This window comes from Variovorax sp. LjRoot290 (assembly GCF_964253985.1).
GTDB lineage: Bacteria > Pseudomonadota > Gammaproteobacteria > Burkholderiales > Burkholderiaceae_C > Variovorax.
On sequence record NZ_CAXURW020000002.1, the window covers coordinates 497968 to 509680 of the forward strand.

The 11713-nt window shown below is 59.6% G+C and carries 12 protein-coding genes, 2 pseudogenes and 2 riboswitches; of the genes and pseudogenes, 7 read left to right on the top strand and 7 right to left on the bottom strand.

What is annotated here, in order from left to right:
• Positions 1-205: 205 nt before the first annotated feature.
• The 5 genes from ACSQ9A_RS31285 to ACSQ9A_RS31305 form a co-directional block, all read right to left on the bottom strand.
• Positions 206-1561 carry an IS110 family transposase gene (locus ACSQ9A_RS31285; RefSeq protein WP_436306626.1) on the bottom strand — a complete coding sequence of 452 codons (1356 nt, stop codon included), beginning with the start codon at positions 1559-1561 and terminating at the stop codon, positions 206-208.
• Positions 1562-1872: 311 nt separating this feature from the next.
• Positions 1873-2340: a histidine kinase dimerization/phospho-acceptor domain-containing protein gene (locus ACSQ9A_RS31290; RefSeq protein WP_436306761.1), complete on the bottom strand. Its 468-nt coding sequence runs from the start codon at positions 2338-2340 to the stop codon at positions 1873-1875.
• A 28-nt stretch (positions 2341-2368) separates the two neighbouring features.
• On the bottom strand, positions 2369-2542 hold the full coding sequence (locus ACSQ9A_RS31295; protein WP_436306762.1) for a hypothetical protein: 174 nt from the start codon (positions 2540-2542) through the stop codon (positions 2369-2371).
• 364 nt (positions 2543-2906) lie between these two features.
• A complete protein-coding gene (pcaD, locus tag ACSQ9A_RS31300) occupies positions 2907-3713 on the bottom strand; it encodes a 3-oxoadipate enol-lactonase (protein ID WP_436306763.1) in 807 nt (268 codons plus the stop codon).
• Positions 3714-3735: 22 nt separating this feature from the next.
• On the bottom strand, positions 3736-4710 hold the full coding sequence (locus tag ACSQ9A_RS31305) for a Bug family tripartite tricarboxylate transporter substrate binding protein (protein WP_436306764.1): 975 nt from the start codon (positions 4708-4710) through the stop codon (positions 3736-3738).
• Positions 4711-5128: 418 nt separating this feature from the next.
• On the opposite strand from ACSQ9A_RS31305, the gene ACSQ9A_RS31310 reads away from it, so the two are divergent.
• The 4 genes and pseudogenes from ACSQ9A_RS31310 to ACSQ9A_RS31325 all read left to right on the top strand — a co-directional run.
• Complete coding sequence (locus ACSQ9A_RS31310) at positions 5129-5749, top strand: glutathione S-transferase family protein (protein ID WP_436306765.1); 621 nt, start codon at positions 5129-5131, stop codon at positions 5747-5749.
• A gap of 161 nt (positions 5750-5910) precedes the next feature.
• A complete protein-coding gene (locus ACSQ9A_RS31315) occupies positions 5911-6729 on the top strand; it encodes an alpha/beta fold hydrolase (protein WP_436306766.1) in 819 nt (272 codons plus the stop codon).
• 117 nt (positions 6730-6846) lie between these two features.
• Positions 6847-7188: a RidA family protein gene (locus ACSQ9A_RS31320; protein ID WP_436306767.1), complete on the top strand. Its 342-nt coding sequence runs from the start codon at positions 6847-6849 to the stop codon at positions 7186-7188.
• A gap of 210 nt (positions 7189-7398) precedes the next feature.
• A pseudogene (locus ACSQ9A_RS31325) lies at positions 7399-7596 on the top strand (transposase); the annotation flags it as partial.
• Here the strand turns inward: ACSQ9A_RS31325 and ACSQ9A_RS31330 are convergent.
• Both ACSQ9A_RS31330 and ACSQ9A_RS31335 read right to left on the bottom strand, forming a co-directional pair.
• Entirely contained in the window at positions 7573-8802 is a 1230-nt protein-coding gene (locus ACSQ9A_RS31330) for a GlxA family transcriptional regulator (protein ID WP_436306768.1), read from the bottom strand. The pseudogene ACSQ9A_RS31325 and the gene ACSQ9A_RS31330 overlap by 24 nt on opposite strands.
• Positions 8803-8969: 167 nt before the next feature.
• Positions 8970-9126: pseudogene (locus ACSQ9A_RS31335) on the bottom strand (transposase domain-containing protein); the annotation flags it as partial.
• Positions 9127-9238: 112 nt separating this feature from the next.
• Positions 9239-9329: riboswitch (glycine riboswitch) on the top strand.
• A gap of 15 nt (positions 9330-9344) precedes the next feature.
• Positions 9345-9450: riboswitch (glycine riboswitch) on the top strand.
• Between the two features lie 83 nt (positions 9451-9533).
• Here ACSQ9A_RS31335 and ACSQ9A_RS31340 point away from each other — a divergent pair.
• The 3 genes from ACSQ9A_RS31340 to ACSQ9A_RS31350 all read left to right on the top strand — a co-directional run bounded on the left by ACSQ9A_RS31340 (position 9534) and on the right by ACSQ9A_RS31350 (position 11712).
• A complete protein-coding gene (locus tag ACSQ9A_RS31340) occupies positions 9534-9704 on the top strand; it encodes an FAD-dependent oxidoreductase (protein WP_436306769.1) in 171 nt (56 codons plus the stop codon).
• 26 nt (positions 9705-9730) lie between these two features.
• Positions 9731-10201 carry a RidA family protein gene (locus ACSQ9A_RS31345; protein WP_436306770.1) on the top strand — a complete coding sequence of 157 codons (471 nt, stop codon included), beginning with the start codon at positions 9731-9733 and terminating at the stop codon, positions 10199-10201.
• A gap of 1073 nt (positions 10202-11274) precedes the next feature.
• Complete coding sequence (locus ACSQ9A_RS31350) at positions 11275-11712, top strand: SRPBCC family protein (protein WP_436306771.1); 438 nt, start codon at positions 11275-11277, stop codon at positions 11710-11712.
• Position 11713 lies beyond the last annotated feature (1 nt).

Genomic DNA, 11713 nt, shown 5'->3' on the forward strand with positions numbered 1-11713 from the left:
ATCGCCAGGCCCAGGCCCTTGCCTTCCTCGCTGGTGGCCGGGCTACGCTGTCGCGGGCCTCGTAGTGGCGGTCGAACAGGTGCGGCAGGTGCTCGCCAGCGATGCCGGCGCCTTCGTCGGCCACGCTCACCTGGACCTCGCGGCGCCCACACGTGCGGCGCGCACAAGCACTGCGCGGCCAGCCGGCGTGTCCTTCAGCGCGTTCCTAAGAAACACTCTGCGTTGCTGCCTCTTGGAGGGTGAAGCCGAATTCTGCGGCGCGGCGATGCAGCTGCTTGACGACCCGTTCCCGGTATCGGCGCTCGTAGTGGTCTGCACCGGGGTCCTGGTAACGGATGCCGAACCGCATGGCGTTGTAAAAGAGCACCGCGATCTTGCGCGCGGTCGCGGTTACGGCCTTGGCCTTGCCAACGCGCGCCGCCAGACGTCGATAGAACGCGCCCAGCGCGGTGTTGGTTCGACCGACGGTGACGGCGGCGAGTCGCAGGTGCGCACTCACCCGGTTGGTCGTCTTGCGCGTGTGCGCGGACAGCACCTTGCCACCGCTGATTTTGCAGCCTGGCGCCAAGGTCAACCACGACGTGAAGTGCTTGGCCGTCGGCCACCTGCTCAGGTCAGTCCCGCACTCAGCGATCAAGCGCAGTGCCAAGTAGGGCCCGATACCGTGAATCTGAGTCAAGTCCACGCCTGTGAGCTGATACAGCGGTCCTCGGGTATCGAAGCTCACGGCATTGGGCTGGACTGTCTTGTGCCGTGGTTTGGGCAGCGGCTCGACGGGGTCCTGCTTGTCGGCGTTCAACACGACCAGCGTGCGTTCGATCTGCGCATCGCATTCGCTAAGGCGCAGTTGGTAGAAGTCGTACAGGGTCAACGCCTGCGTCAACGCGAAGACGTGCTCGGGTTGGTAGTTCCCAACCAGCGCGGCGCGCACAGTCGCCATGCTGGCCTTGCAGCGCACGTCTCGCATCGTCGCGAGCACGTCTGGATTGCGTTGGCCATTGACGATGGCACGGACGATCTTCATTCCTGTTACGCCAGTCACGTCGCAGACCACATGGTGCAGCTGCAGATTCATCAGGGTCAGCGCCTTCTGCATGTGCTGGATGTGAGCGGCGGCGTAGTCAAGATGACTCTCGCGCAGCCGCAGGTAAGCCCTCAACGCAGCGATGTCGCGTTCGGGCCGGAAGCTCGGGCGAAGCAGGCCACAGGCATGCAGCCGCTGCAGCCACTGCGCATCGTTGACGTCACTTTTGCGGCCAGGTACCGCACGAGCCTCACGGGCATTGGCGACGATGACTTCGATGCCCCGACTCTGCAATATCTCGTACACGGGCACCCAATACACGCCGGTGGATTCCATGGCCACGGTCTCGATGCCAATCGACATCAGCCAATCTGCCATTCGCTCGATGTCACCGGTAAAAGCCTGGAACGTCTGCACGGCCTCCTCACACAACTCGGGCGCGACACCGACCACATGGAATCGCGAGCCGATGTCGATGCCCGCAGCGCGGTCATGAATAACGGGAAGGCCCGCCGGCTTGATGGATCGTCTTGCCATGATCACCTCCTATCGGTTGAGCACGCCGGACGGGGACTCGGATCAGATCAATTTCCTAAACGGGGTCACGCAAGGTGCCACCACAGCTGGGTCCGCAGCTTCCCCTGGGCCATGTTTTCCGACGGGATGAATGTCTCCAAAAAGCGAGCGGCCTCTGTCCAACGCAATCGCAGTCTAGGACCGTTGCGTGTTTCTATCCATCTGGGGCGCGGCGAGCCGCGTGGGCCGTTTTCCAGCAGGTTGGCCACCGCGCGTTCGAACAGCTCCACGTCGACTACGGCACCGGCGCGTCATCGCCCTGCTGCTCGAAGTCAGGGCCATGCCCTGGCGGCGCGCGCGTTCGGCAAAACGCAGCGTGATGTCGTCCAGCACTCGCCCAGGTCCAGCTTCATGGGGCGCAGTTGTAAGTCCGGCTCGTCCAGCTGCGCCAGGTGGCCCAGCGTGCGCACCATGCCGGGGGCGTTGCGGGTGTTGCGCAGCGCGGTCTCCAGCAGTTGGCTGTCGGCCGCGCGGGCGGCGTCACCCTGCCAGCGCGTCTGCAGCGTCTCCAGGCAGGCCATGGTGGCGGTCAGCGGGCTGCGCAGGTCGCGTGAGAGGTTGCTGACGCTTTCGCGGCGAAAGCTGTCGAGCCGGCGCAGATCGTCCCACTGCTCGTGCGAGGCGGCCAGCAGGGGGTGGAAGCCACCACGCAGGCGGCTGAACTCGTCGTCGGCGCTGCCCTGGGCTGCCGCGACCACGGCCACGGCGCCGCTGAATCCTTCGCGCGCGGCGCTGGCCACTCGTCGCTCAGCACGCGCAGGGGCCGCATCACGGTGACGATGATCCCGCCGTCAGCAGGATCACCAGACTCGTTCGCGATGGCGTACAGCGCCGGTCATCTCGCTGCGCCTGGATCGCCTGCGCCGCGCGCAGCGCATGATCCAGGCGCTTGTTCTCCACGACGGCAGCGGTGTCGATCTGCGGCAGATTGTCATAGAGCACGTAGGGCGGGCTCGGCCGCCCGCGCGCACCTCGATGCGCCCATCGGGAAACTCGTACACGTCGATGTGTCGATGGATCAGCCTCCGGTTGCCTGGAAGCTGAGTGGCGACAGCTTGCGCCAGGCCGGCGTGATTCCGCAGTGCGCGTGCAGACGGAATCGGTGGACGCATAGCTGTGCGTATGCCGCGTGGGTGATCTGGCCATCATCGTACCCAAACGTGCTGCGCGCCAGGCGCCAGGGACTTGCACGCCATCGTTCGGACCGCGCTGCAGATGGCGCTTCAAGCGGAAATTTTCTGGCGTTGCGGTGCTTTTCGCAGCGCAACGGCTAGAGAATCTGCAACCCGGCTGCGCGTGAAGCCCTTCAACCGAATGCAGACTGAAGGCGGACCGTTGCGGCTTCCTCGGCAGGCAGTCCTGCCCAGAAATCGGTGAGCAGGCGCGCGAAGGCACCGGGCTGCTCCACTGCACTCAGATGCGCCGCGTCAAGAAAACGCAGCTGCGCGCCCGGGATGCGCCGGGCAATTCCCTCCGACATCACCGGCGGCGTCGCCTCGTCGCTACTGCCGGCGATCACCAGCGTGGGGCACGCGATGCTGGCGTTGCTGGTGTCGAGGTCGATATTGGAGACCGCCCCGCACGCGGCTGCGTAGAGCTCGGGTGAAGTGGCCTCCAGAACGGCACGTAAAGCGTTCACCTGAGCCTCATCATGTTGATGAAATCCCGGCGTAAACCAGCGCTGCATGGCGCCTGCGGCAATCGACGGCACACCCTGCGTCAACACCGTTGTGATACGGGTCTGCCACATAGCGCGTGCGGCATCGTCGTAGCTGCTGGCCGAGTTGGCAATCACCAAGCTGCGTACCAGTCGTGGGTGGCGAGCGCCCAGCGATTGGGCCGTCATGCCGCCCATCGAAAGACCGACGAAATGCACCGGCCCCACCGCTTGGCTGCGGATCAACTCGGCCGCGTCATCGGCCAAGTCTTCCATGGTGTAGGTACCGGCGCTGGCCGGGCTACGACCATGGCCCCGGTGGTCGTATCGCAGCACGGTGTAGCGGTCTTCCAACGCGACGGCTACGTCGTCCCACATGGTCAGATCACAACCCAGGGCATGGCTCAGCACCACCAGCGGGCCTTGCCCTTGTTGCACAAAATTCAGGTGGGGCATAACGCTTTCCAGCAAAGGGCGGTCAGTCGAGTTTGGCGCCGGATACTTTCACCCGTTCAGCCTGCACTTTGAAGTCTCGCGCCAAGTAGTTTTTGTACTCCTCGGGCGTGGAGCCAACGGCCACATAAGAATAGGCGTCGATTTGAGTGCTGCGGAAATCGGGGGCCATCAGAATCTTGCGAACGTCGCTGGCGATTTTCTCCACCACGGCCGAGGGCGTTCCCACGGGTGCCACGAGCCCGATGTTGAAAGCACCGTTGATGTCTTTCACGCCCGCTTCCTTGAACGTTGGCACTTCTGGCAAGGCGACACTGCGGTTGTCGCCGGAAATAGCCAGCGCCTTCATCTTGCCCGTTTTGACATGTTGCTCGATGACTGATACACCGAGGATCGCCGAGTCCACCTGACCCGAAATGATCTCGGGAATCAGGGGCGCTGCGCCTTTGTAGGGCACGTGCACCATCTCCAGATTCTCCTGTTTAGCAAACATTGCCAGGGGCAAATGGACAATGCCGCCGGCGCCGGAAGAGCCGTAGCTCATCGGCTTGTCTTTGGCGCTACGTGCCAATTGCACAAACTCTTTAAGGGTATTGGCCTTCGAGTTTTGCGGCACGATAAAGACCATCGGAACGGTGATCAGCCACGAGATGGGCGCAAAGTCCTTTTCAGCGTTATAGGGCAATTTCTTGTACAGGTGCGGATTCATGGTCAGGGCCGCCTCCGTCGCCGCAAACAAGGTGTAGCCATCGGCCGGGCTCTTGGCGACGAACTCGGCACCAATAATCTCATTAGCGCCTGTTTTGTTGAGAACGAGTACTGGCTGGCCCCACTCCTTGCTCAGCCTGACGCTCAAGGCCCGAGTCAGGTTGTCCACAGGGCCACCCGGGGAGTAAGGAACCACAATGGTCACCGGCTTGGCGGGGAACGTCTCGGCAACCACGCCGTGCGAAACAGCAACAACGACAAGGGATAGTGCAATTTTAAAAAGATTTTTCATAGAAGTTGTGTGAAACGGGATCGGGTTACAGAAGCAAGACGACAGGTTGATCTTTTGTTAGAACGCTCGAAATATGGCCGTTAGAGATGATGCACTTTGCTAGGAAGCGCATCAAGAATGCTCCCATGCAAACTGACTGCTTAGAACGATATCGCGCTCCCAACCAGGCGCGATAGAACAAATGCGCGCTTGAACTTGGATTATTGCGACATCATCGGATGGGGCGGCGGAGCTTTCATATCCGCACGGCTTCGCAATTCTATCGATCCCGTCACACTCGGACGAAAATTCCGTTATTGGTCGACCTGATGACCTGCGGTTTGGACTGATGGCGGCGAGTTGTCGCTAAGGGAAGCGCGCTTGGTCACAGGCGAGCATCGATCAATGTCCCGGATTAATAGCCTAGGAATTCTTCTTCATGAAACTATATTGGTCATCAACATCTCCATTCGCAAGAAAAGTTACCGCAAGCGCCCACGAGCTAGGGCTAAGCGACAGGTTAGAAACGATTCCAACTCGCGTCGCACCGAACAAGCCTGACTTAGCTTTATTGCCATATAACCCGCTTGGGCAACTTCCAACACTCGTTCTAGACGACGGGACCGCGCTCTACGATAGTCTCGTAATCATCGAGCACCTCATTCATATGGCAGGTGGCGCCAAGCTTATTCCGTTGTCGCCGGAAGCGCGAATTGAAGAGCTTCGGCTGCATGCGTTGTGCAATGGTTTTCTCGACTTGTTGGTGCAATGGCGCATCGAATCAATGAAGGATACGAAGCAGATCGCGCTTATTAATGCGTTCAACTTGAAGTCGAGCATGGTATGGACAAGACTGGAGGCGACAGTCGAGCGAGTCGCGCAACGGCCTTTCGGGTTGGCCTCCATTACGCTGGCTATCGTTGCTGAATACGCTGACTTTCGGTTTCCAAGGCTCGGTTGGCGAGAAAAATACCCGGCGCTCTCTAGCTGGCATCAATCTATACAGTCACGGCCCTCTTTGGCCTCTACCAGATTTTTCGATAGCTCGAAGCCACAATAGGAAGGAAAGTATGGACCGCTGGTAATAACCTGCGATGTAATGAATCTTGATCATTGACGCAAGATTTTGCCGCGCGGCAATTGCAACGGTCCATATTGATGCTTCTTACAAGGTGACTACGGCTTACGGTCTCAACAGCTACCACCAAATTAGGATACTAAATGTCAAAACTCGAGCGCAAACTGATCCCCACGCCTGAAGGTCAGGTCGAACTTCTAGTCGAAGGCAAGGGCCCACGCATTGTCCTGCTCCCCTCGCTGGCGAGAGGCGCTACTGATTTCGATGAAATTGCACCATTAATTGCTGCGGCTGGATTCCGCGTGTTGCGACCGCAGCCACGCGGCATAGGCGCGAGTTCGGGGCCGACCGAAGGCATCACATTGATCGATCTTGCCGCCGATGTCGTTGCTGCGATCGAAGCCGATTGTGCGCCGGAGAAGCCTGAAGCATTGTGTGTGGTGGGCCACGCGTTCGGCAACTGGGTCGCGCGGGTTCTCGCCCATCATTGGCCTTCGATGACAAAATCTGTCGCACTTCTCGCGGCGATTATTGGCAGCACAATATCGCCCGAGCTCTTGATTTCCGTGAATGTCGTATCTGACAATTCCAAGCCGGATGCAGACCGCCTATTTTATTTGGAGCGTGACTTCTTCGCTCCGGGGCACGATGCTTCCGTTTGGTTGAGCGGGTGGCATACAGAGGTCTCTAAATTCCAGCTCGCGGCGACGAATGCAACGGCCGACAGTAGTTGGACCGAAGTAGGCAAAAATTTGCCGGTGCTTTATGTTGCGCCTGAATTTGACAAGATTGCACCCGTACCTGAAGAAGATTACTTGCGAGATCGTGTAGGCCACCTGACGACGATGGAAATCATTCATGGTTCTGGCCACGCACTTCTCCCGGAGAAGGTTTCGGAGGCCGCGGCTGTACTTGTCTCATTCGCCCAGTCCATCATGCGCGGCGAAGGGCGACCTACCTAAATCTACCTAGTCGCACGTGTGCTTCAAAGAGCCAGCATCTTTGCGGCTAAAGATTTTCCCGGCCCCGCTTTTCGCGCGGGGCCTTTTCCCACAGCTCAATTTTTCCAGGAGAACTCCATGAGCATTCAGCGCATCGAACCGGGCGCCCGCATGAGCAACGCCGTCGTCCACGGTAACATCGTCTATCTCGCCGGCCGGGTCGGCGAAGGCGAGAGCGTCACTGACCAGTGCAAGAGCGCACTTGCCGACGTTGACCGCCTGCTCGCTGCCGCCGGCAGTGACAAGTCGAAGATCCTGCAGACGATCATCTATCTCTCGGATATCGCCACTTTCGGCGAAATGAACGCCGTCTGGGAAGCCTGGATCGATCCAGTCAACCCGCCGGCCCGCGCCACCAGCGAAGCCAAGCTCACCACACCGAAATTCAAGGTGGAGTTCATCGTCACGGCGGCGATCTGATCGCTCCGATATAGGGAACCGGAAAGCCGGCCTATCGCTCTGATAGGCCGGCAATCGGGATTCGAGGAGTATCGTTTAAGGGTACGGGAGAGATCGGTCACCTGCCCCCTCCCAACCGTACCAGCGTAGTGGCAGGGAAGTCCGTCAACTTGGAATGACGGATTGATGAAGCGAGCCAGGCTTACCGGATGTGCAGATCATTGAAGTTTCGAGCAGGCGGCGGGTGCGAAGCCCGTCGATCTCGGCCGCGAGCACGGCGACTCGGAAATGACGCTGTATAGCTGGAAGGACCGTCACGGCGGCATGGACGCTTCCGAAGCGAAGCGCCTGAAGCAGCTCGAGGACGAGAACGCCAAACTCAACAAGCTGCTTGCCGAGGAGTTGTTAGAGGTGGCTCGGTTGTTTGAACAGTTTTCGGGCTGTCGCTAAGTGCATTTCTGGCTCGGTCAAGCCGCCATCGTGATTGATCCTGCTTGAAGAACCAACTACTGAGTGAGCCAGATTTGTGTAAACTGACTTCCTCGATCGCGATAAGTCTAAATCCTGATCACTCTTTACAATGCTTTCGTAGAGAGAAGCCCATTGCGGCGATATAACGTCATCCACGCTTACCTTTGATTGTCGTGCTTGTGATGGGGTCGTTGCAAATTGAGCCCGGAAACATCGATTGAAGTGAGAGCTATCGGAGAAACCGGTGATTGTCGCGATTTCCGTTATTGACTTGGGGCTATTTAAAAGAAGCCAATATCCATAAGCAAGTCGAAACTGACGGCAATATTGCTGGACCGGCTGCTTCATTTCCTGCTGGAAAAGCCGTTCTATCTGCCGCTTAGAAACCCCCAAGGTTGACGCAAGAGATTCAACCTTCAATGGCTGCTGTCCAAGATTTCTTTCGATGATCTTGAGCGCCCGAAGTACTCTCGCATCGAGTGGATTTTCTCTTGTTCCAGAATTCTGCTCAGTTTCGGTGGGGGAGGCCGAAAGCTCTTGCGGCGCGGGAATCTCGGCGCCGATAGCGGAATAATGACGTTCTAAAAGCCATGATCCGAGTTCCAGTGCCGCTAGCCCTCCCGCACAGCTAACTCGCCTGCCGCTCACGACCAAGTTAAGGCCTGAGATTTGCTGCACCTCCGCAAAACGGGTATCTCGGTCGGCGCCGCGATACCAATCTGTTGCGCAGGGCAATCTATCGAAAAATCCGGCTTCGATTAGCACAAATAGTCCGGAACCTATTCCCGCAAGAGTTGCGCCCTTCATATCGGCGCTTGTGAGTGCTTCCAGAATCGATCTGCGGTCCTCGACAGGAGCAGCTGTCTTCCCGCCTATCACGAAAACGTAGTTGCAATCGCGAGCAGCGTGCAGGGGCGCTGTCGGAGGTACTTGGACCCCGCAGGTCGTTTGCGCTGGCTTTTGTCCTAGAACGACATATTCAAAGTCGACTCCGACCGCGGCTGCCGGGTCGGTGCAATGCTTCAAGATATAAACCAGGGCAGAGTACGAAAACATCGTGAAGCCTGGAAGGAGGATGAAGCCGACCTTCACTCGCCGCCGCGCCAGCTTGGCGGATTCGGCCTTCACACCAGAAACCGGCATCATCGTGGACTCTCCTGCCATAAGGTCGGCAATCGTAGCAGTTGCAGTATGTCCGCGCGCAATCGGATGCTCATGGCACTTGTCGCATAGAAGGTAAGCGGATGGCCGTCCGATCCTTGACGACTGCGACCGGCGGCACGCGGCAATTGGCCGCTCACGGCGGTCTCGCCGGGAGGGCGCTTCATCGATTGCCAGCGGTGCGGCAGGAGATTGTCGATGCGGCTGGCCATGTGCGTGGGCAGGCGCTGCAGGACGTCTTTAGGTACGCGTGCGGATCGGGGCCGCAGAGCTTGCCGCCTGCACCAGGCTCATCACGACGGCCGCGCGCTGGCCGGCCAGTTCTGATTTTTTCAACTCCCCTGCCTCACGTTCCAGGCTTGGCGCTCGAACAACGAGAGGCTGGTTGGCTCCCGACCCCTTGCGGCACTATCGACTTCCAGCAACGATCCGAATAGACTTCGATATAGCAGGAGAGCGGGCCGCGCGAAGCGGCTCCACCGAAGGCGCAAACTCCCATAAACGCTCAGGTCGGCTCACGTGATGAGCCTGTACTGCATCAGCTGTCAAAGCCGTCTGGAGAGCCATCACGTCATGTGATGCACCGAAGGAGCAAACTCGCTGCGGGCGCAGCGGGTGAATCTCTCAGGTACCGAGGACAGGGGGAGCGGCAACTTGGACGCATGGTCCGGTTGCTTTCTTTTCGAGCTTCCGTTTCTCCGCGTTCAAGCGCTGCAACCTCATAGGTTCACGAAATGCGCGTGATCGTTCTCGGCGCCGGCATGCTCGGCGTGACCTCGGCTTACTACCTCCAGCAACTCGGCCACGAAGTGACCGTGATCGACCGGCAGGCCACACTGGCTGCCGAGCCGAATGCCGACGATCTGCTCTCCGCACCACTCGACGACCTCTATTTCGGCAATTGACCACTTACTTCCAAGGACACCAGAGAATGACAACGCAAGGACCCGACGTACGCCTGACCCAACTCGGCATCGAATTGCCGAAGGCGGTCGCCCCCGTCGCCAACTATGTGCCGGCCCGAAAGAGCGGCTCGCTGATCTACATCGCGGGCCAGGTGCCGACCGCCGGCGGCAAGGACCAGTACGTGGGCAAGGTCGGCCAGGACGTCTCGATCGAGAACGCCCAGAAGGCGGCGCGACTGTGCGCGATCAACATCCTTGCCCAGCTGCGCACGGCCCTGGGCGGCAGCCTCGATGGCGTCGCGGGCTGCGTGCGCCTCGGCGGCTTCGTTAATTCCACCCCCGAGTTCGGCGACCATCCGAAGGTGATCAACGGCGCCTCCGACCTGATGGTCGAGGTGTTCGGCGAAGCGGGTCGGCATGCGCGCGCCGCAGTCGGCTGCAATTCGCTACCGCGCAACGTCGCTGTCCAGGTCGATGCCATCTTCGAGTTGGCCTGACGATGAACCACGCCGCGGCCTGGGCTGACGGCTGTGTGCCGATAAATGCGCTGACCGGCTTCCTCGGCAGCGGCACCCACGCTGCTACGCCATTTGCTGGCCGATGCCGGCGTGGCGGACACGGTGGTGGTCATCAACGAGTTCGGTGAGGTCGGGCACGACCACCTGTTGGTGCGCGCGAGCTCGCTGAAGACGTCGTCCTGCTGAGCTTGGGCACTCTACGAGTTCGGCCGGGCTCTATTGGCTAGACTGCGTTTCAGCGCGGGCGCAATACACGACGCGACGCGGACCAACCGTGAAGACCGCCTTTTTAGATGAAGGACTCGGTAAATCTAGAACACTGCTAGGGAAATGCTTATATGGCGCCTCCCGGATTACAAGCAACTTGTGTGTAAAGGATCAGGAGGCAGGGCTGCAGTCTCATATTCGGCCTGTTGTGCAGGCGTGATGCCTGCTGGCCCTGATGGTATTCGCTGACGAGGCTCCCTGATCATCGAGATTGGTGCTCTTGATCCCTATCGGAGTGTCCCCATCCCGGTCCGACCTGTCTGGCGCATCACACGCGTGGTCGCTTGCTCTCCTTCGAAGCGGTAGTTTCTAGGTTCCTGCCAGTGCACTTGCTGCCACGCCGCAGGTCTCCACGCCTGTCCGCGTGCCAACACCACCATATCGTTCGCGCCAGCTTGTTGGCCACCGCCGACGACTACGCTGTATGGCCGGCGCTGGGCTTCAAATTTGACCCGCGTGTTCAGCCTACCCCGATGCTTTTTTAAGCGGTGCCACCGCAAGAACAAGGCGGTGCGCGAGATCGTGAGGGCCACAAGCCTGTCGCGCAAGACGGTGCACAAGTACTTGCGCACGCCGGTGGCGCAGCTCCGAAGTACCGGCGCAATTCGGCGTCCCAGAAGCTGCATCGTCAGGTCCACAGCCCGCCATAGCTTTTCGGCATCGTGCCCTCCGCGAATGCTATTTGCCGCGCGGATGACGCTGCCCTAACCTTTTGGTCATTCGAAACGGAGGTCCTACGTGACTGTTTGCATGATTGCAATATGACATGGCACTTGACATAGCTGGTGAGTACGTCGTCCCTGCCTCCCTGGCGACTGTGTATTCCGCTGAACGACCCCGCGATCCTGAAGCAGTGCATCCCCGGCTGCGAAGAGATCGAGGAGAGGTCCAACGGCGAGTTCGCCGCGATCATGCGCTTCGAGTTCGGACAGCTAAAGGCGCGATTCAGGGGCAAAGTCCGCCTCTTCGATCGGGATCCGCCGAACGGCTATCGGCTGGTCGGCGAGGGCGAGGGAAGCGTTGCGGGTTTTGCCAAGAGCTCAGCCGTAGTGGCCCTGGCGGACACACCGGAAGGGACAAGGTTGACCTACCAACTGGAAGCGAATGTCGGCGGCAAGATCGCTCAGCTTGGCCAACGCTTGCTCATGTCAACGACCAAGAAGATGCAGGAAGGAGGAGGCCTAGTCGATCTCGCCGCGAATGAGGTGCTCGAGGCGCCATGAT

Coding starts and splice junctions, on each gene's coding strand:
- ACSQ9A_RS31340 (WP_436306769.1), top strand. CDS start 9,534: ATGCGCGTGATCGTTCTCGGCGCCGGCATGCTCGGCGTGACCTCGGCT.
- ACSQ9A_RS31310 (WP_436306765.1), top strand. CDS start 5,129: ATGAAACTATATTGGTCATCAACATCTCCATTCGCAAGAAAAGTTACC.
- pcaD (WP_436306763.1), bottom strand. CDS start 3,713: ATGCCCCACCTGAATTTTGTGCAACAAGGGCAAGGCCCGCTGGTGGTG.
- ACSQ9A_RS31320 (WP_436306767.1), top strand. CDS start 6,847: ATGAGCATTCAGCGCATCGAACCGGGCGCCCGCATGAGCAACGCCGTC.
- ACSQ9A_RS31305 (WP_436306764.1), bottom strand. CDS start 4,710: ATGAAAAATCTTTTTAAAATTGCACTATCCCTTGTCGTTGTTGCTGTT.
- ACSQ9A_RS31285 (WP_436306626.1), bottom strand. CDS start 1,561: ATGGCAAGACGATCCATCAAGCCGGCGGGCCTTCCCGTTATTCATGAC.
- ACSQ9A_RS31315 (WP_436306766.1), top strand. CDS start 5,911: ATGTCAAAACTCGAGCGCAAACTGATCCCCACGCCTGAAGGTCAGGTC.
- ACSQ9A_RS31330 (WP_436306768.1), bottom strand. CDS start 8,802: ATGGCAGGAGAGTCCACGATGATGCCGGTTTCTGGTGTGAAGGCCGAA.
- ACSQ9A_RS31345 (WP_436306770.1), top strand. CDS start 9,731: ATGACAACGCAAGGACCCGACGTACGCCTGACCCAACTCGGCATCGAA.